Genomic DNA, 18,766 nt, shown 5'->3' with positions numbered 1-18,766 from the left:
TCCCTCACACGAATTCGATGGAGCACGAGCCGATTTGCTGATCGGCGGCGGATAGCTGCATATGGAAGCGGTCACCGGGGCACGCGGGTTCGAGCGGGACGAGCGAACCTGACAGGATCACCTCTCCAGCCTCGAGCTTCACGCCATAGGCACCGAGTGTGTTCGCCAGCCACGCGACCGCCATGGCGGGATCGCCCTGAACCGCATGGCCATATCCTTCGGACAAGGGCTCGCCGTTCTTCGTGACCGAAACGTGCAGTTGGGGAAGGTCGAAACCGGCGGGGTCCAGTCGCTCGGCGCCAAGCGCGAATACCCCGCATGAGGCATTGTCGGCGACCGTGTCGACGATACCAATTTTCCAGTCCTCGATCCGGCTGTCGACAATTTCGAAACATGGCACGATCGCACTGGTCGCGGCGAGCACGTCGGCAGGGGTAACGCCCGGCCCCGCGAGTGTGTCACGCAGGATAAAGGCGATCTCTGCCTCGGCGCGCGGCTGGATCAGGCCGAGTTTTGCGCAGTCAATTGCGCCTTCGACGAACATCGCGTCGGTCAGAAAGCCGAAGTCGGGTTGATGCACACCCAGCATGTCCTGCACTGCCTTGCTGGTCACGCCGATCTTCTTGCCGACGACCTTCTCGCCCTCGGCAGTCCGGCGCGCCAATATGTCGAGACTGATGGCATAGGCATCGTCAATCGTGAGCGCCGGCTCGCTCACGCTCAAAGGCGCAGTCGTCCTCCCGCTTCGCAGTGCTGCGAAGAGCGTTTGTCCCCAATTTTCGGCCATGTCAGGCCTGCGGATTGTATTTGAGGAAAGCGGTTGATAGCCGCGACATCAGATCGATGAACTCCTCATCCGACTGGGCGACATGTTCGCCCAGAATATATTTGCGGATATTGGCGAGGATGCTGATCTCTAGCGTGACCAAAGCCGATTCCAGATCGGGCACCACAATCACATCGCGATGCTGTTCGAGCAGGGCGAGGTTGGTCTGGTGCGTGAATTTCTCGACCGAAAGGTTCTGCGTCATTTCGATCAGTTCGGGTGAGCGCTTGGGGAGCGAGTAGAACAGCTCTTTCTTCTTGCGGAAATTGTGGAGCAAATAGGTGAAGGCCGCCCGGCTTGCCTGCTCCAGCGGGAGCTCCATCGATTCGCGCAGCACGTTGCGAATGCCGTTTGCGACCTTCGAGACTTCCTGCTCGATCAGCGCAGAAATGATCGCGTCCTTGTTGGGGAAATATTGATAGAGCGAACCAATGCTCACGCCTGCACGCTCGGCGATGTAGTTGGTGGTTGCCTTTTCGTAGCCTTCGCCCACGAGGATGAGCTCTGCTGCCTCAAGAATGGAATCCGAGGTGACTTTCGCACGGTCTTGAATGGGTTCCTTGCGCCGCAATTTCCTCACCTCTGTCGTTTTTGCCCCCGCAGCATCAGAACTTGCCGACCTGCGGGGAAATTGCAATCGCGCTTCGACTGTGACGCTCCGCTTGGGCGGGCTATTTTCAATCGGCTTTTTGGCTTGCTGTCCCATCGTCGCTATCCTCTAGGTCGCTACTTGATATTGGTGGCCCCAGTAATCGGGCACAGTGCTGACGGTCGGCTCGGTGGTCGACCAGTCTACCTGAAGACCGCCGTGCCCGATCTCGAACGGAACCCCGCCGGGGCCGATGACGTAGAATGAAAACATGTCGTCATTGCAGTGGCGACCAAGGCTCGCCATCAGGCTCCAACCCTGCGCGTTGACCCGGTCGAGACAGCGCCCGACGTCGTCCATTTCGGTCATTTCGAACATCAGATGCACGACGCCGGTTGGGCTCGGCAGGTTGAACAGCGCGAGGCTGTGGTGGCGTGGATTGTCGACATGCAAGAACCGAACGCGCATTTCGGGCGCACCTTCGGCTGGTGGCGGCAAGGTCAGGTCGTCGCTATCGCCAAGGCCGAGAACCCGCGTGTAAAACGCATGGGTCTCGTCGAACACACCGGCGGCCGAGATGACGAGATGCCCCAGACCCATTTCGCCGGTGACGAAGCCCCCGACACAGATGGGTGAGGTGAATGGCTCGCCGCATCCGGTGCGCCCGTGGTAGAACTCCACCCTGTTGCCGGCGGGATCGCTCACCCAGAAGAAGTTGGTGACGCAGCGGGCATCAGCCTCGTCTGCGGTCCCTTCGCAAATGGGAAGTCCGGCATCCGCGCATTTTAACCGCATGGCATCGAGCTGGTCGGACGAAACCATTTCCCACCCGATGGCAGCCAGCCTGTCGGCATCTCCACTCAGGATCAGGACGCGAAAAGGATGTTCGTCAATCTTGAGAGCAACCCGGTCGTCAGTCTCTGACGCGTTCATCGCGCCGATCGTTTCTGTGCCGAAGCGACGCCATTGGGCGAGGTCCGCAGACGAGAGGACAACATATCCCAGATTCGCAATCATGACGTGAGCTCCGGCTGCGACGCCGAGGCCCAAACCTGTTCACGGCCAAGCCGGGCGAGAAACTCTCCGAGCTGCGCATCAAACATTTCGCGCCTCTCGACCATCACCCAGTGGCCGCAATTCGCGACGATGGTGAATGCGCAATCGGGGCAGGCGTCGATGAGCTTCTGGTAACCGGATACCGGAGTGAACTGGTCGTCCTGACCCCAGAAACCAAGGATCGGGCAATCAAGCTTGCCAAGCTCGCTCTCCATATTCGCAACCCGCAAACGCCCTAGCACCTCGACCGGCTGGGTCTGCAGGATCGCGTGGCGTTCGGTCACCAGCGCGTCGGTCACGACTGCGGGGTCCTTCACCAGCATTGTCAGGAGCGCGCCAAGGCTGTCAAAATCGAGCGCGCCGCTGGTGAAGCTTGCGATCATCTTCTTGATGCCGGGCATGTTGTAATAGACCGCATCGCTCTCGATCCCGCCAGGTGCCATTAGGACAAGGCCCTTGACCAGTTCGGGATTGTCGAGCGTCAGGCGGATACTCACCGCACCGCCGAGTGAATTGCCGACGAGCACGCATTCGGAAATACCAATGGCATCAAGCGCGTCCTTGATCGTCTGCGCGAACAATTCGGTTGTGTAGTCGCGGTCGGTTGGCTTCGACGAATAGCCAAAGCCAAGCAGATCGAACACGATCGCGCGATGACCGTTCGCGACCACAGCATCGAGGTTCTGCTTGAAGTTGCTGTAGCCACTTGCCCCGGGGCCACTGCCGTGGAGGAATACGACCGCTGGTCCTTCGCCGTAGCTTAGATAGTGGATGCGGTGTTCGCCGAGGTCGACCTCGTTTCCGCGCGGCGGTGCGCCTGCTTCAGATGAAGAAGTCGACATTGTCACCTCCCAGCAGCATGTTTCCATAGTTGCGGCCAAGCGGCACCGGATTGTTGGCGACATGCGCGCGGGTGATGTGGATGTCGTGCCAGATGTTCTGCAATTCAGCGCCGTTGAAGACGCTGCGACCGCCGCCGATGTCGAACAGCAGGTCTACCGCCTGCATCATCTGCGTCGCGATCGATCCGGTTTCGAACCGGAAACGCGCGCGCTCGACCAATGGGATGGGTTCGCCTCGATTGATGCGGTCCATCATCATGTCGAAATTCGCCAGCATGGTCGTTTCGGCCCGGTTGATGAGCGTCTGCGCCTCGGAAATGCGGCGTAGCACGTCCGGGTCACCTTGCAGCTTGGTGGGATCGGTGCTGCTTGTGCCCGCCTTCTGCGTAAACAGCTTGAGGGCATGGCGCGCCGCGCCGATCGTTGGCACCGCTACCGTCGCTGCAAAAATCTGAGCCCAGGGAAGGGCGTAAATCGGCTCGGGGCGATTACGCAGCGAATTGTAGCCGTCCATTTGCGAATGAATGTGGTGATCGGGCACAAATACGGGCTTGTCGATGACGACGTCCTTGGAGCCGGTCCCCTGCAAGCCCATGACATGCCAAGTATCTTCGATTTCATAGTCGGAGCGCGGCACCAGCATCGTCTGGAGCATCGGGCGTCCCTCAACGATCGATCCGAGCAGCGCCCAGCTGCAATGGTCGCAGCCCGAGCTCCAACCCCAGCGTCCCGAAAGCATGACGCCGCCTTCGACCGGCTCGGTTCGCGCGCCGAACGGGTTGTATGAACTGCTGACCCGCGTTTCCGGGTCATCGCCGTAGACTTCTTCCTGCGTCTGCTTCGGCATCAACGAGATCTGGAAGGCGTGCACCGAAATGATGCCGCCGATCCACGCGGTGCTCATGTCGCGCTCTGCGATCTTGATGAGGGTGCGGATCCATTGCTGCGGGGTTGCGCCAATCCCTCCCAAATCCGGGGGGACAAAGGCGCGGAACAGGCCGGTTTCACGCAGCGCTTCGACCGACTCCGCTGGCACCATCCGGTCTTCGCGACCCTTGGGACCGTTTTTCTCGATCAGGTCGAGCACGGCATCGATCTCGATACCGCCCGCGTCTGATCGCGGTGCTATGGTGAGAACGTCAGCTTCCATTTTTCCTACTCCTCGTCCGATGCGCTCAGCGCGTCGCTGGCTCGAGTTCACGAGCGATTTCGTATGGGGGCTTCTTGTGGCTGGGCACGTGCTTGCCCGTCGCAATCTTGCGGATCTGCGCCTCTTCGCTGCGCGGATTGTAGAATTGCCGATACCAAGCCCGGCCAAGCGTGAAGTTGCGCTCGGTCGGCACGCCCATGATGGTGAAGGCGGGCTGTTTGTTCGACCAGATTTCAAAGTCCTGCGCGAAAGCTGCCAGAACTTCGCTCTGCATGTGCTTGGCCGCTGCGACCTCCTCCGGACCGGGATTGTCTGTGCCCACGCGGAAAAGATTGTTGTGCCACACCCGCGTGGTGCCATCGTCGACTGGCGTATGGAAGATGAACTCAACCCCGCGAATATCGCCGATGGCCTGCCGCGAGAGGAGCAGGCCGGGGCCGGTATACCAGGTATAGGTGCTCAGAAAGGCGTTGTATTCGCGCCGGAAACCGCCCTGCCGCTGGATATACACATGCTCGTCGAACTCGTTTTCGAAATACTCTGGCGGAGACCCGTGGGTCGGGCCGAGGTGGTTCGAATCCGCCATGTTATCGAGGATTTCCTGCGGGTGGACCTCAAGCACGCCCAGATGATCGTAGGCGCCGTTGACATAGTCGCGCACGGTCCATTCTGGGATCTCGGGCGGTTCATAATGCGGCGGCTCGCCTTCGGGATCGTGCCACATCATGATCGCGCCCATGACCTCGCGCACGATGTAGGTGTCGAGTTTGGCCGCCTTCGGGCAAGGCCCATCGAAGCCCGGAATGTCGTCTACCTGACCTTCGGCGTTGTAGCGCCAGCCGTGGTATGGGCAGCGGATCGCATCGCCATCAATCTGCTCGCCATGCGCTGCAATCGAAGCTGAGCGACCGCCTGCCAGATGCGCCCCCATATGCTTGCAGAACGCATCCATGCAGATCACCCGCCCGCTTTCGCCGCGGAAAAGGGCAAAGTCCTTGCCGAAAAAACGCAGCGGCAGAGGGCCTGCATCAAGTTCGCTCGCTTCAGCGATCATGAACCAGCCGCGCGGGAAGGTGAACTTCCCCAGATTGTAGTCACTCGTCGTCGCCATCGCGCTGTCCTCTCAGATCATCTCTATGCGGCGTTGGTCTGCATCAGCCGGTTGCTGCCCCGGAACGCCATGGTCAGCGCGGGGCCGAGCGTGCAGCCGGCTCCCGGATATTTGTCCCCCATGATCGATGCGGTGGTGTTGCCTGCGGCAAACAGGCCTGGGATCGGGGTGCCCGTGTCGTCGAGCACCTGGCCGTTGTTATCGATCACCAGCCCGCCTTTGGTGCCGATGTCGCCGGGATAGACCGCAGCGCCGTAGAAGGGCGGCTTCACGATCGGGCCAAGGCAGGGATTAGGCGACACGTCTGCGTCGCCATATTGCTGGTCGTGTTCGTCCGAGCCCCTGCCGAAGTCTTCGTCGACGCCGGTTCGGGCAAATTCGCCCATACGCGCGGCGGAAGCTTCAAGCCCATCGGCGTCGATGCCGAGCTTCGCGGCGAGTGCGCGCAAGGTAGGGGCCTTGTGCAACATGCCGCCACGACCAAACGCGCCTGCGTTCATCCAGTCGGGTGACATCGAGGCCTGCAGCAGGCCGCCGAACATATAGTTCTCACGGTAAGTCCGGTCGAAGATAATGAAGGCGGGCACGCGGTCCTTGATGTCGTAGCCCTCGCCATAGAGGCACTTGCCGTAGCTGTTGTAGGTGATCGCCTCGTTCATGAAGCGTTGGCCAGCACGGTTGACCATCACCATGCCGGGCTTCGATTTCTCGAAGAACAGTACCACCGGCCGATCACCCCACATGACGACAGGGGCCCACCATGCTTCGTGCATCAGCCCGGTCGCCACGCCAACTTCGCGACCTGCTTCGATCAAGTCGCCGGTGTTGCCGGGGCTCCCGGCAGACCACTCGGGCTTGGTCGGGTTGGCGAGGCTGTCGCGGCGCAAGTTGTTGCTTTTCTCAAACCCACCTGAGGCAACGATCACGCCCCGGCGCGCAGTGAGCTTGTGCCGCCGTCCGCCACCGCCATCGACGATCACCCCAGTGACACGGTCAGCATCGCGGATGAGTCCGGCGACGGGCATGTTGGTTTGCAGGTTGATCCCGCGCTCCTTGACGGCAAGCAGAAGCCTTCCGATCAAGGCCTCGCCCATGCACAGCCGACGGTCGCGCTTGCCTTTCAATCGTCCGGCGATGTCAGCGGCATAGCGGACAAGAGCCTTGCCAGCGATCTTCTGCCAGCCCGGCGCAACCGCCTGAACCTTCGACACCTCGGTGATCGAGAGATTGATGCGACCAAAGGCCTTCGAGGCATGTGGCATCTGGCGCAGACGATGGAGATCATCGCCCAGCTTGCGCCCGTCGAGCGGCGCGCAGTCCATTGTGCGCCCGCCCGGCTTCCATCCGGGTATCGATGGATAATAGTCGGGATAGTGCTGAACCGGCTCATAGGGCACGCCGATTTCTCGGAGATATTCGATCATCTTGGGGGCGGAGTCGATATAGGTGCGGATCGTCTCGTCGCTGATCTGCTCGCGCGGAATGACCGTGCGCAGATAGCTGAAAGCATCGTCTTCGCTGTCTTCGATCCCGGCGGCAGCGAGGCGCTCGTTATTGGGCACCCAGATGCCCCCGCCCGAGGTCGCGGAATTGCCGCCGATCATGTCGGTCTTCTCGAGGATTCGCACCGATGCGCCGAGGTCGTGCACGCGGCATGCCGCCGCCAACGCCGCAGCGCCCGACCCGACGACGATAACGTCGACGTCGCTTGTTGAAGTCTCGTTCGCGTGCGTCATCAGCGGATCAATGCGATCCTGCTGCAAGCTGTGCACGGCATTGCCCGCCGGCGGTATTCATGGCGAAGTTTCTCCTCAATCCCAGTGCCCAAGAGACTAGGTCTGTCGAGAATTCACCTCAAACTCGCTTTTTAGTCGCCACCCCGTCGCTGGCGCATCGTCAAACGGTGAAAGCGAGTTTCTGCTGAGGGGAAATGGCCGATATTTCACACCGCAAGCTCCCGCCGCAGTTCGAAGCAGAGGGCCATAGGTCCGGGCCGGCGAAGGGGAGCATTGCGGAGATGGTCGATCAGGTTCGAAACCCTAACATACGACGTTGAGGACGGGATTGCGCTGATCAGGCTCAACCGGCCCGAGCGGCTCAATGCGGTCAACAGCGTGATGAGCAGAGAACTTCCGCAAGTCTGGAAGGCTTTTCGCGAAGACCGTTCTGCTGTCGTCGCAATCGTCACGGCAGCGGGTTCGCCTGCCTTTTGCACCGGCGCCGATGTCGCCGATCTGCCTGAAATGATCACCGATGCCGAAGGTAACGCGCAGCCGGAGTCTGTGCGCTGGACCGCGATGCAGAACGATGTGTGGAAGCCGGTCATATGCGCAGTCAGCGGGGATGTAATGGGCGGCGGGCTGCACTTCATTGCCGAGAGCGATGTCGTGATAGCGAGTGACATGGCGATGATATCCGACCCGCATGTCAGCATCGGGCTGACTTCGGCGATCGAGACGATTGCACTGGCGCGTCGCATTCCGATTGGCGCAGTGCTGCGTCTCGCGCTGGGTGGCCGCGGTGTCACTTTGTCCGCTGACCGCGCGCATGAGCTGGGCATGTTCGACGAGATTTGCCCAGCTGAACAGGTGCTGGGCCGAGCAATGGCTTTGGCGGGCGAGATACGGCGCAATTCGCCTTCCGCCATGGAGCATACCAAGCGCGCGATCTGGAGTTCCAAGAGCAAGGGACTCGACGAGGCGCTGGTGCGTGCGTGGGATGCGATCAACGCGCAGGCACGCAGCCCTGACTTCAAGGAAGGCGTTGCCGCCTTCAACGAACGGCGTGCGCCGCAATGGACGCCTTTGTCGTGACAGCTCAGCAACCCGAAATGGAGACACACATGGTCGCTCCTCAAAACCCCACCGTTGTGGTCGAGCACTATTTTGCCGCTTTCAATGCAGGCAACGCGGCAGCAATCGGCGCTTTATTCGCGGACGACGCGAGCGTTCAGGACCCGATCGGGACGCCGAGCCACATCGGTCGTGAGGCGATCACCCAATTCTATCAGGCTGCGATCAATACCGGAGCGCGGCTGACGCCAACCGGGGCGATCCGTGTTGCCGGCAAGCATGTGGCCTTCCCTTTCTGTGTTCAGCTCGAAGTCGGCGGGTCTGAGATGATCATCGAGGTGATCGATACGATGCGCTTCGATGACGAAGGCCAGATCGAAGAAATGCGCGCCTACTTCAACACAACAGGTGTACGGGATTTTCTGGTATGATCGAAGGACTGCCCCTGCCGAGCGTCGACGATCCGCTCGATCAGCCATTCTGGGCGGCTGCGATCAAGGGCAGGCTGGTGGTGCAGCTTTGCGACCAATGCGGCGAAACGCGGTTTCCGCCGCGACCCATGTGCCCTTCGTGCCAGTCGGAGGTGTCAGAATGGGTGGAAGATGGAGGAGAGGCGCAAGTCTGGTCCTTTGCCGCTCCCCAGCCACCCTTGCTTCCGGCATTTGAGGCAATGTTGCCATACGTCACCGTGTTGGGCGCGCTCGACAGCCATCCGCACATCCGCATCGCAGGCATGGCGGTGGGAGCGGATGGCGAGACATCGACCGGCATTACCGCAGCCGACATCCAGATCGGTCAACCAGTGCAGCTGCGCTTCCGCCGCGCAACCGACGAGAGTGCCCTGCCGGTCTGGCAGATCGCGCCGTGAGCTGTCGTGAGGAACCCATGGAGCTCTCCCTGTGACTACGCCAACCGACGCGCTGCTTTCTCCGCTGGCGGACTACAAGCTCGAAGATCGCTACACCAAGGCATCGGGGCGGGTGTATCTGTCTGGCTCACAGGCGCTCGTCCGATTGCCGATGATGCAGCGCCAACGCGACTTGGCCGCAGGGCTCAATACTGCCGGTTTCATCTCTGGCTATACCGGCTCGCCGCTGGGCGGATACGACACCACATTGAAGGCCGCGCAAAGCTACCTCGATCAGAACCATATCGTCTTTCGCCCCGGCCTGAATGAAGAGATGGGGGCTACTGCGGTGTGGGGATCACAGCAGTCTGACCTCGTCGGTGAGCAACGCTATGACGGGGTGTTTGCGCTGTGGTATGGCAAGGGGCCGGGGGTAGATCGCGCGGGCGATGCGCTCAAGCACGGGAGCTATTCGGGCTCTTCTAAAAGCGGTGGCGTTATCGTCCTCGTCGGCGACGATCACGGGGCAAAGTCCTCGACCGTGGCGCATCAGAGCGACCATGCGCTGATCCATTTCGGTATGCCCTATTTCAATCCCGCCTCGGTGCAGGACTATCTCGATTTCGGCCTCCATGGCTTTGCGCTTTCGCGCTGGTCGGGGTGCTGGATCGGGATGAAATGCGTTACCGACACGATCGAAAGCTCGGCCTCGGTTGCGGTCGATCCGGATGCGCTTTCGATTGAACTTCCCGAAGGGGGAGAGGGCGCAGATCTCAACGCCAAATGGGGCATCCATCCGGCCATCGCCGAGCAGCGCCACTACGCGCAGCGTATCCCGCGAGTGAAGGCCTATGTAAAAGCCAACCGTTTGAACCGGGCAGTGATCGATCCTGAGCACAAGCGCTTGGGGATTGTGACGACCGGCAAGGCGCATCTCGACGTGATGCAGGCACTCGAGGAACTCGGGCTCGATCCTGCGGCCTGCAAGGCGAGCGGTGTGGGGGTGTTCAAGGTGGCGATGCCCTGGCCGCTCGAGCCCGACCTCATCGGTGAATTCGTGCAGGGGTTTGAGCGGGTGCTCGTGGTCGAGGAGAAGCGGTCGGTCATCGAGCAACAGCTGGCAGCACTGCTGGTCAACGACGCCTCAGCGCCGATTCTGTTGGGTAAGCAGGACGAGGGCGGTGCGCCGCTGATTCCCTCCGAGGCGGAACTGAATGCTGACCTTCTGGTTCCGCTCCTAGGGGGACTGCTGGCGCGGCTGGGGGTCGAGGGATGGACCACGCCTTCGGGTCAAACCAAGGCGAACGGGGCTCCGGGCAGCGGGCTGATGCGGATGCCGAGCTTTTGCGCAGGCTGTCCGCACAACACCTCGACCAAGCTCCCCGATGGCAGCATGGCATTCGGCGGGATCGGGTGTCACGGCATGGCGACCTTCCTTCCGCAGCGGAACACGCCGACGCTGTTCCAGATGGGCGGCGAGGGTGTGCCGTGGATTGGGCTGTCGCCCTTCACCCGCAAGGGGCACATTTTTCAGAACCTTGGCGATGGGACCTATTACCACTCGGGCATGATGGCGATCCGCGCAGCGATCGCTGCAGACGTCAACATCACCTACAAGATCCTCGTCAACGATGCGATTGCGATGACCGGCGGGCAGGCGATAGAAGGCAGCGTCAAGGTCGATGAGATGACGCGCCAGCTCCACGCAGAAGGCGTGCGGCGCATCGCGCTCGTCAGCGACAATATCGACAAATATCGCTCTGGCTACGACTTCGCGCCGGGTGTGACGATCCACCACCGCGACGATCTCGATGCGGTGCAGCGCGACATACGTGAAGTCTCTGGCGTCACTGCTATTGTCTATGAACAGTTCTGTGCGACCGAACTTCGCCGCCGCCGCAAGCGCGGCCTCGCGGTTGATCCGGCGCGGCGCATTTTCATCAACCCGCGCGTGTGCGAAGGCTGCGGCGATTGCGGGGTGCAGTCGAACTGCATTGCCATCGAACCAGTAGAGACCGAATTCGGTCGCAAGCGACGGATCAACCAGTCCGCCTGCAACAAGGATTTTTCTTGCACCAAGGGCTACTGCCCCAGCTTCGTGACGGTGCACAATGGCACTCCGCGCAAGCGCAGCGCGAGCAAGGGCGCAATGCTCTCGGATGAGGCCCTGCGCCTGCTCGATGAGCTGCCTGCGCCCGAGGCCCTGGCTGTCGATGCGCCTTTCAGCCTGCTTGTTACCGGGATTGGCGGGGCAGGCGTGGTGACGGTGGGTGCACTGCTCGGCATGGCGGCACATCTAGAGGGCAAAGGCTGTTCGGTGCTCGACGTGGCAGGTCTCGCCCAGCGCAACGGCCCGGTCAGCAGCCATGTTCGCGTAGCCGCCTCACCCGACCGGCTTCACGCGACGCGGATCGTAGCGGCCGACCTGATTCTCGGCTGCGACGTGGTGGTCACATCGGGCATGGAGCCGATGAGCAAGATTAGGCAGGGCCGCACGCGCGCGGTGGTGAACACGCGGGTGACACCGACCTCGGCCTTCGCAAGCAACCCCGATCTCGACCTCGACGCGAAGGGCATGATCGCCGCCATCGAAGAGGCGACGGGCAGCGCCAACAGCGCCTTCGTCGATGCCGGAACCCTCGCCACTACGCTGCTCGGGAACGAGATCGGCGCAAACCTTTTCCTGGTCGGATATGCTTTGCAGAAGGGCTGGATGCCAATCAGGCTTGAAGCGCTCGACCGCGCGCTCGAACTCAACGATGTCGGCCTCGCGATGAACCGCGCGGCACTAGCTTGGGGGCGGCTTGCGGCGGCGCATCCCGAATTCGTTGAGGGCGTTGCCTTTGCCGACAAGCAAGACGTTGCAGGTAAAACTGAAAGCGTCGATGCGCTTGTCTCTCGGCTTGAAGACGATCTCGTCGCCTATCAGGATCAGGCCTATGCCAACCGGTTCCGCGATCTTGTTGAACACGCACAGGAAGCCGACGCGGTGCTCGCCCAAAAGGGCAAGGAACTAACTGCTACGACCGCGCGCTATCTGCACAAGCTGATGGCCTATAAGGACGAGTACGAGGTCGCGCGGCTCTACGTCGACGGAAGCTTCAAACGCGCGCTGGAAGCCGAGTTTGAGGGCGACCTCAAGCTCGAGTTCCACATGGCGCCGCCAATTTTCGGCCGCAAGGACCCCGCCACTGGCCGCTATCGCAAGCGCCGATTTGGCGGGTGGATGACGAGGGGCTATGCGCTGTTCGCGCGCCTCAAGTTCCTGCGCGGTACCGCACTCGACCCCTTCGGCTACGATCCTCATCGCCGCATCGAGCGAGAACTTATCAACGAATATTTTGCCACCATGCGGCGTGTCTTTGTCGACATCGACGCGGCGCGTTATGGCACCGCAGTCGCCATCGCGGCATGGCCCGAGGGCATTCGCGGCTATGGCGTCGTCAAGGAAGAGCACCTAAAAAGGGCCCGCGCGCATCTCGACGCGCTCATGGCAGAATATTTCGATCCCGGACCAGAGCCGCAGATGCTCGAAGCGGCGGAATAGCGCCCGCCATGTTCAAGGATGCGACCGCCATCGTAGGGATCGGGGAAACCGAATTTGCCCGCAACCTGCCGGAGAGCGAGTTCCAGCTCGGTTGCAGAGCGATCAAGGCGGCGCTCGATGATGCGGGCATAGCGCCAAGCGAAGTCGATGCTCTCACTTGCTATACCTACGAAGAGACGCCCGAGTTTGAATTCGCCCGCGCAGTGGGGATGGGCGATGTGCACTTCCTCTCGCAGTCACCGCACGGCGGTGGGGCGGGCTGCGGCGCGGTGGGGCAACTGGCGCTGGCGATTGCCGCTGGCGTGGCCAATGTCGGCGTGATCTGGCGCTCGCGCAAACGCGGCGACCCTTCGAAGCGACTGTGGGCGGGGGTCAATCCGGTGGTCACCGACCACTGGAAATGGAGCCGCCCGCAAGGCATCGTCCGTCCGGTCGACGAAGTGGCGGTGCTGACCCGGCGCTACATGCACGAATATGGCCTCACGCGTGAGCAGCTCGCCCATGTGGCGCTCTCGATGCGCGAATTTGCCCATGCGAACCCGCGTGCGCTGATGCACGGCCGTGAGCTGACCATGCAGCAATATCTCGGCGCGCGGATGATCTCCGACCCGCTCTGCCTGTTCGACAATTGCCTTGAAAGCGACGGCGCGATCGCACTTGTGCTCACCCGTGCGGAGCGGGCGGCGGATTGCCCCCATGCACCAATCCTCATCCACGCTTTCTCGCAAGGAATGGCCGCTCAGCATCAGCTGATGACCGACTTCCACGGCCTCGATCCGCTGCGCAGTTCATCGTGGCCTTGCGCCAGCAACCTGTGGCGCCAATCCGATATCGGCCCTTCCGAAATCGACGTCGCGCAAATCTATGACGCCTTTGCGCCCCTCGTATTGTTCACGCTGGAGGCCTATGGTTTCTGCGGCAGAGGAGAAGCAGGAAACTTCGCTGCGGACGGCCATTTGCGCGCCGGAGGGCGGTTGCCGATCAACACATCGGGAGGCAGCCTTTCCGAAGTCTATCTCCACGGCATGAACCTTTTCACCGAAGCGGTGAAGCAATTGCGCGGCGATGCGCTCAGCCAGATTGCCGATTGCGAAACCTGCCTTGTCACCTCCTGCGACAGCACGCCCAACGGCGCGCTGGTGCTCAGGCGCTAGCGATCGCTGATCGGACCTAAAACGAGTTCATAGTGAGCCAACCTCGCCGCTAGCACTGTCAGCAATGGAAGCGCTTCTGTTCGCGCACGATCACTCTCGTGCCTTTCACGGGGCGACATTCCGGCATTTGGGGGAACCGAGTGACAAACGGAAATCTACTACCGATCAACCGCACGCTGTTTAGCGATGAGCATGAGATATTTCGCCAAACTGTGCGGCGTTTCATGCGCGACGAGGTTATTCCGAACCTCGAAACGTGGAACCGGCAGGGTCACCCAGGACGCGAGGTGTGGCGGGCTGCCGGGCGTCAGGGCCTCCTTTGCGTTACGACGCCTCAGGAATATGGCGGTGGCGGGGTCGACCGCAAATTCAGTGCAATCCTGATTGAAGAGCAGCAACGCGCCAATGCGGCGGGGCCAGGCTTTGTCATGCACTCCGAGATTGTCGCAGGCTATCTCACCCGTTTCGGCACCGAAGAGCAAAAGCGCAAATGGCTGCCCGCCATGGCGGTTGGAGACGTCATCGGATCGCTCGCCATGACCGAACCTCGCGGAGGATCGGACCTGCGCGCGATCGCAACCCGCGCCAACAGGGTCGGCGATGAATATGTCATCAACGGTGCCAAGACCTTCATTACCAACGGCTTTATTACCGATCTGATCGTGGTCGCGGCCAAGACTGACAAGAGCGACGGGTCGAGCGGGCTCTCTTTGATCCTGGTCGAAGCCGACCGTGTGGGGCTCAAGAAGAGCCAACCGCTGGAGAAGGTAGGACAGAAGGCGCAGGACGCTGCAGAACTGTTCTTCGACGATGTCAAAGTGCCCAAATCAAACCTTCTCGGTGACGAGGGCAAGGGCATGCACTACCTCATGGCCGAACTGGCGTGGGAACGGCTAATGATCGCGATCCGCGCAGTTGCCGGATGCGAAATCGCGCTTGAAACGACTGTCGACTATACCAAGTCGCGCGTGGCCTTTGGCCAGCGCTTGATGGATTTTCAGAACACCAAGTTCAAGCTCGCCGAATGCAAGACCAAGACCCAGATCGCGCGGGTCTATATCGATCACTGTATCGAGCTGGCGGTCGAAGGCGCGCTCGACCCTGAAGCGGCGGCGATGGCCAAATGGTGGTGCACCGAGCTGCAGAACCGGCTGCTCGATGAATGCGTGCAGCTGCACGGCGGCTATGGCTATATGCTCGAATATCCCGTCGCGCGCGCATGGGCCGATGCCCGCGCGCAGATGATCTACGGCGGCACCAATGAAATCATGAAAGAGATCATATCGAGGAGCTTTTGATGGCGCCCTCTTTCGACTTTCCCGATCAGGATGGTTGCGCGCTTGTGATCGGCGGAAGCGGCGGGATCGGGCAGGCGATCTGCAAGGCACTGGCTGAAGCGGGCACCGACGTCGCGCTCACCTATCGCACCAATGGCGAGGCGGCGCAGTCAGTAGTAGCGGATGTCGAAGCGGCGGGACGCGCTGTTATGGCTCTGCCCCTCGCGGTTACCGATGCGAACGCGGTTGCGGTGGCCCGCGATGCCGTGATCGCGCGATTTGGGCGTGTCCACACGGTCGTGAATGCCGCCGGTTCGCACATCGCGATGAAGTTCATCGGTGAGCTTGATATCGAAGAGTTCACGCGCGTGATGGAGGCTGATGTGCACGGCTTTTTCCACGTCGTTCACGCGCTCCTGCCGCATATGCGCGAGAAGGGCGGGAGCTTTGTCACCATCGGGACGACGGGCCTCAACCGCTGGCCAAACAAGGATGGGCTATCGGTCATCCCCAAGGCCGCCAATCAAGCGCTCATCACCGGCATCGCGCGCGAGGAAGGGCGCAACGGGATTCGCGCAAACGCGGTTCAGCTCGGGCTGATCGACGCAGGTCTGTTCCGCAAGTTGCAGGGTGAGTTTTACGATCAGCGATATATCGACGCCGCGATCCGCAACTCAGCGCTGAAGCGGCTCGGGACGGCTGAGGAGGTGGCCGAGGCTGTGCTGTTCTTCGCCTCGCACCGCGCCCGCTTTGTTACCGGCCAGTCGCTTACGCTCGACGGAGGCTACAGCCTGTAGATCATGGCGCAATCTCAGACACCCGACGCCGCTACCGCAGACGCTCGCGAGGTCAAAACGGTCGAGGAGTTCGATGTCGTCGTCTGCGGTTCGGGGGCAGGAGGTCTTCTTGCCGCGGTGCGCCTGCATGATGCAGGCCTAAAGCCTGTCGTCATCGAAAAATCGTCGCGCCATGGTGGCACGTCTGCGACTTCGGGCGGAGGGATATGGATTCCGCTCAATGGTCTGGCGCAGAAGCCTGACGACCGCGACCAGGCCCTTACCTATCTCAACGCAGTGAGCAAAGGCGACTACCGGCCCGACAAGCTGGAGGCCTATGTCGACAACGGGTTTGAGATGGTGGCCTACCTCGGCAAGATTGGGGTGCCGATGGTTTCGGTTCCCGGCTTTCCCGATTACATCGCGGGCGCACCGGGGGCGAGCAGCGGCCGGTCGCTGTTTCCGCTCGAGCTTGATGGCGCGAAGCTCGGTGAGGAGTTCTTCCGGCTGCGCGAGTCGCCGCTGAGCTACAAGCTGTTCGGGCGCTATGCGCTCAATCTCGAACAGTCCTTCAGCCTTTCCGAACGCGCGAAGGGTTGGCAATGGACCGCCGCCAAGATGCTCGCGAAATACTGGCTCGATATCGGCTGGCGGCGCAAGACCAGTCAGGACCGCCGGTTGACGATGGGCCGTGCGCTGGTGGGCGGGTTGCGCCGCGCCATGCTCGAGCGGAAGATACCGCTGATCTACGACTGCGGCATGACCGGGCTGGTGCTCGAAGAGGGCAAGATCGTCGCGGTCGATGCTGAAACGCGCGGCGAACGGGTGCGCTTTGCTGCGAAGCGCGGCGTGATCGTCGCGGCTGGCGGGCATGAGCAGAATCAGACGCTGCGCGATCAACTCTTGCCGGTCAAGACAGACCGCAACTGGAGCCTGTCTCCGGCGAACATGAACGTCGGCGACGGGCTGCGTTGCGGCGAGGAAGCGGGTGCGGCGACCGAAAGCCTGTCTGCAAACTGGTGGGCACCGAGCATGCAACTGCCCTCGGTCACCATCCCCAATCTCGACGTCGCGGTGCCGATGTATTTCGACCACCGTCACCCCTTCAGCCTGTGCGTCAACCAGCTCGGCAAACGCTTCGTCAACGAAAGCTGCTCCTACGACGAGTTCGGGCAGGCGATGATCGCTGATTACGAGGCGACGGGGGCGAACCTGCCGTGCTGGCTGGTGTTCGACGCCAAGTTCCGCCGCCAGTATCCATGCGGGCCGATCCTTCCCGACTTCATCATGCCCGACCGCAAGATCCCACAGGAGTGGTGGGACAGCTATATTTTCAAGGCGGATGATATTCATGCCCTTGCTGCGAAAATGCGCGTGCCGCCCGAGGCGCTCAGCGCCACGGTTGAGCGGATGAACGGCTTTGCGAAGACCGGGAAGGATGAGGATTTCGGGCGCGGCGAGAACGGCTTTGACCGCTTCTTTGGCAAGGATCACGGCGGACCGAACCCGTGCTTTGGCGCGATTGACCAGGGACCATTCTACGCCGTGCGGATCGACCTCGGTGACCTTGGCACCAAGGGCGGCCTCAAGACCAACGCGCAGGCGCAGGTGCTGGCGACCGACGGCGCGCCCATCGGCAATCTCTATGCGGTCGGCAACAGCTCGGGTTCACCTTTCGGCAATTGCTATCCCGGTGCAGGCGGAACAATCGGACCCGCCATGACGTTTGCCTTCATCGCCGCGAACCACATCGCGCAGCAGGCGCGTTAGATGTTGTAAGTCGCCCCGCCATCGATCCGCAGCCCTTCACCTGAGATATAGGCGGCGGCATCGGAGGCGAGGAACACCGCGACCGGCGCAATCTCCTCAGGCTGGGCGACGCGGCCGAGCGGGATCTTGCGTTCCCAGAAGCCGAGATATTGAGGGTCTGCCATATGCGGCGCGGACAGCGGTGTCTCGACCGCGCCGGGCTGCAGGAAGTTCGCACGGATGCCCAGCGGACCGAGGTCGATCGCCATCGCCTTGGTCATGCCGGCGATGGCGTGCTTGGTCGTGACATATGCGATGCTGGCGGGACCTGCGAGTTCCGACATGATCGAGCCGGTGTTGATGATCCGCCCGTTGCCGCTCACCTTGAGATACGGCACGGCTTCGCGGGTGATGCGGAAGGGAGCGGTTACATTGACCGCAAGCATCACCTGCCAGTCTGCATCTGACGTTGAATCGGCGCCGCCCGGTCGCATGACGCCGGCGTTGTTCACCAGAACATCAATCCCGCCCAGCTGAGCCACTGCCGCCGCAGCAATCGCCGTCGGGGCATCATCGCTGGTGACGTCGATCGCCAGCCGCGCGACATTGCGCTCAAGACCATCACTGCTCGACCATGAAGCGGTCGGCAAATCGACTGCAAGCACCGTTACACCGGCGGCGACATAGGCCTCCACGATGGCCTTGCCGATGCCGCTGGCGCCGCCGGTGACGACCGCGCGCTTGCCCGAAAGCGTTTCGTTTTGCTGTGTGATGTCGCTTCTCCCAACCGTCCTCCGGCTTTGCGCGGAGGTTCGCCTTGAAGTGAGAAATCTAGCATGCGCGCTGGCCTCACGCAGTTCGCTAAAGGCTCGCATTGGAGCGATCCGCACATGCGACCTTCGGCGGGGGGCGATACGAGTTTTATCTGAGTAGCCTGCTTTTTATCGCACCCCTCGACAGGCGCCCACGCGGCGCGTGATGACGAGGATGGAGACCCAATTGCCGCAAGCGGGCATTACTTCGATAGCCGGATATCTGCCGCAGCCGCGG

16 protein-coding genes are annotated in these 18,766 nt (G+C 61.6%); 8 read left to right on the top strand and 8 right to left on the bottom strand.

Annotated features, from left to right (window positions below):
* Nucleotides 1-4: 4 nt before the first annotated feature.
* The 7 genes from L1K66_RS14945 to L1K66_RS14915 all read right to left on the bottom strand — a co-directional run bounded on the left by L1K66_RS14945 (nt 5) and on the right by L1K66_RS14915 (nt 7,310).
* On the bottom strand, nt 5-787 hold the full coding sequence (locus L1K66_RS14945) for a fumarylacetoacetate hydrolase family protein (RefSeq protein WP_252258588.1): 783 nt from the start codon (nt 785-787) through the stop codon (nt 5-7).
* Nucleotide 788: 1 nt separating this feature from the next.
* Complete coding sequence (locus L1K66_RS14940; RefSeq protein ID WP_252258587.1) at nt 789-1,406, bottom strand: TetR/AcrR family transcriptional regulator; 618 nt, start codon at nt 1,404-1,406, stop codon at nt 789-791.
* Nucleotides 1,407-1,544: 138 nt separating this feature from the next.
* Nucleotides 1,545-2,432, bottom strand: a complete 888-nt coding sequence (locus L1K66_RS14935; RefSeq protein ID WP_252258586.1) for a VOC family protein — start codon at nt 2,430-2,432, stop codon at nt 1,545-1,547.
* Nucleotides 2,429-3,313, bottom strand: a complete 885-nt coding sequence (locus L1K66_RS14930) for an alpha/beta fold hydrolase (protein WP_252258585.1) — start codon at nt 3,311-3,313, stop codon at nt 2,429-2,431. The genes L1K66_RS14935 and L1K66_RS14930 overlap by 4 nt, the downstream gene beginning before the upstream one ends.
* Complete coding sequence (locus tag L1K66_RS14925) at nt 3,294-4,463, bottom strand: acyl-CoA dehydrogenase family protein (RefSeq protein ID WP_252258584.1); 1,170 nt, start codon at nt 4,461-4,463, stop codon at nt 3,294-3,296. The genes L1K66_RS14930 and L1K66_RS14925 overlap by 20 nt, the downstream gene beginning before the upstream one ends.
* A gap of 25 nt (nt 4,464-4,488) precedes the next feature.
* Nucleotides 4,489-5,574 carry a Rieske 2Fe-2S domain-containing protein gene (locus tag L1K66_RS14920; RefSeq protein WP_252258583.1) on the bottom strand — a complete coding sequence of 362 codons (1,086 nt, stop codon included), beginning with the start codon at nt 5,572-5,574 and terminating at the stop codon, nt 4,489-4,491.
* Nucleotides 5,575-5,597: 23 nt separating this feature from the next.
* On the bottom strand, nt 5,598-7,310 hold the full coding sequence (locus tag L1K66_RS14915) for an FAD-dependent oxidoreductase (protein ID WP_252258582.1): 1,713 nt from the start codon (nt 7,308-7,310) through the stop codon (nt 5,598-5,600).
* A 273-nt stretch (nt 7,311-7,583) separates the two neighbouring features.
* On the opposite strand from L1K66_RS14915, the gene L1K66_RS14910 reads away from it, so the two are divergent.
* The 8 genes from L1K66_RS14910 (at nt 7,584) to L1K66_RS14875 (ending at nt 17,737) form a co-directional block, all read left to right on the top strand.
* Complete coding sequence (locus tag L1K66_RS14910) at nt 7,584-8,387, top strand: enoyl-CoA hydratase/isomerase family protein (RefSeq protein ID WP_252258581.1); 804 nt, start codon at nt 7,584-7,586, stop codon at nt 8,385-8,387.
* Nucleotides 8,369-8,797 (top strand): nuclear transport factor 2 family protein, encoded by a 429-nt coding sequence (locus L1K66_RS14905; protein ID WP_252258580.1) that lies wholly within the window; start codon nt 8,369-8,371, stop codon nt 8,795-8,797. Before L1K66_RS14910 ends, L1K66_RS14905 begins: the two co-directional genes overlap by 19 nt.
* A complete protein-coding gene (locus tag L1K66_RS14900; RefSeq protein WP_252258579.1) occupies nt 8,794-9,234 on the top strand; it encodes a Zn-ribbon domain-containing OB-fold protein in 441 nt (146 codons plus the stop codon). The genes L1K66_RS14905 and L1K66_RS14900 overlap by 4 nt, the downstream gene beginning before the upstream one ends.
* Nucleotides 9,235-9,265: 31 nt before the next feature.
* Nucleotides 9,266-12,760, top strand: a complete 3,495-nt coding sequence (locus tag L1K66_RS14895; RefSeq protein WP_252258578.1) for an indolepyruvate ferredoxin oxidoreductase family protein — start codon at nt 9,266-9,268, stop codon at nt 12,758-12,760.
* A gap of 8 nt (nt 12,761-12,768) precedes the next feature.
* Nucleotides 12,769-13,914 carry a thiolase C-terminal domain-containing protein gene (locus tag L1K66_RS14890; RefSeq protein ID WP_252258577.1) on the top strand — a complete coding sequence of 382 codons (1,146 nt, stop codon included), beginning with the start codon at nt 12,769-12,771 and terminating at the stop codon, nt 13,912-13,914.
* Nucleotides 13,915-14,012: 98 nt separating this feature from the next.
* Nucleotides 14,013-15,212 carry an acyl-CoA dehydrogenase family protein gene (locus tag L1K66_RS14885; RefSeq protein ID WP_330221237.1) on the top strand — a complete coding sequence of 400 codons (1,200 nt, stop codon included), beginning with the start codon at nt 14,013-14,015 and terminating at the stop codon, nt 15,210-15,212.
* Nucleotides 15,212-15,988, top strand: coding sequence for an SDR family NAD(P)-dependent oxidoreductase (locus tag L1K66_RS14880; RefSeq protein ID WP_252258575.1), 777 nt, complete (start codon nt 15,212-15,214; stop codon nt 15,986-15,988). The genes L1K66_RS14885 and L1K66_RS14880 overlap by 1 nt, the downstream gene beginning before the upstream one ends.
* Before the next feature lie 3 nt (nt 15,989-15,991).
* Nucleotides 15,992-17,737, top strand: coding sequence for an FAD-dependent oxidoreductase (locus tag L1K66_RS14875; RefSeq protein ID WP_252258574.1), 1,746 nt, complete (start codon nt 15,992-15,994; stop codon nt 17,735-17,737).
* Here L1K66_RS14875 and L1K66_RS14870 read toward each other — a convergent pair.
* Nucleotides 17,734-18,591, bottom strand: coding sequence for an SDR family NAD(P)-dependent oxidoreductase (locus L1K66_RS14870; RefSeq protein ID WP_252258573.1), 858 nt, complete (start codon nt 18,589-18,591; stop codon nt 17,734-17,736). The genes L1K66_RS14875 and L1K66_RS14870 overlap by 4 nt on opposite strands.
* Nucleotides 18,592-18,766 lie beyond the last annotated feature (175 nt).

The organism is Erythrobacter aurantius, assembly GCF_023823125.1.
GTDB classification, from domain to species: domain Bacteria; phylum Pseudomonadota; class Alphaproteobacteria; order Sphingomonadales; family Sphingomonadaceae; genus Erythrobacter; species Erythrobacter aurantius.
The sequence above is the reverse complement of the archived record's forward strand: the minus strand, read 5'-3'. Positions and strand labels throughout refer to the sequence as shown.

Coding starts and splice junctions, on each gene's coding strand:
- L1K66_RS14900 (WP_252258579.1), top strand. CDS start 8,794: ATGATCGAAGGACTGCCCCTGCCGAGCGTCGACGATCCGCTCGATCAG.
- L1K66_RS14905 (WP_252258580.1), top strand. CDS start 8,369: ATGGACGCCTTTGTCGTGACAGCTCAGCAACCCGAAATGGAGACACAC.
- L1K66_RS14870 (WP_252258573.1), bottom strand. CDS start 18,591: ATGCGAGCCTTTAGCGAACTGCGTGAGGCCAGCGCGCATGCTAGATTT.
- L1K66_RS14920 (WP_252258583.1), bottom strand. CDS start 5,574: ATGGCGACGACGAGTGACTACAATCTGGGGAAGTTCACCTTCCCGCGC.
- L1K66_RS14935 (WP_252258586.1), bottom strand. CDS start 2,432: ATGATTGCGAATCTGGGATATGTTGTCCTCTCGTCTGCGGACCTCGCC.
- L1K66_RS14945 (WP_252258588.1), bottom strand. CDS start 787: ATGGCCGAAAATTGGGGACAAACGCTCTTCGCAGCACTGCGAAGCGGG.
- L1K66_RS14875 (WP_252258574.1), top strand. CDS start 15,992: ATGGCGCAATCTCAGACACCCGACGCCGCTACCGCAGACGCTCGCGAG.
- L1K66_RS14930 (WP_252258585.1), bottom strand. CDS start 3,313: ATGTCGACTTCTTCATCTGAAGCAGGCGCACCGCCGCGCGGAAACGAG.
- L1K66_RS14925 (WP_252258584.1), bottom strand. CDS start 4,463: ATGGAAGCTGACGTTCTCACCATAGCACCGCGATCAGACGCGGGCGGT.
- L1K66_RS14890 (WP_252258577.1), top strand. CDS start 12,769: ATGTTCAAGGATGCGACCGCCATCGTAGGGATCGGGGAAACCGAATTT.
- L1K66_RS14915 (WP_252258582.1), bottom strand. CDS start 7,310: ATGACGCACGCGAACGAGACTTCAACAAGCGACGTCGACGTTATCGTC.
- L1K66_RS14880 (WP_252258575.1), top strand. CDS start 15,212: ATGGCGCCCTCTTTCGACTTTCCCGATCAGGATGGTTGCGCGCTTGTG.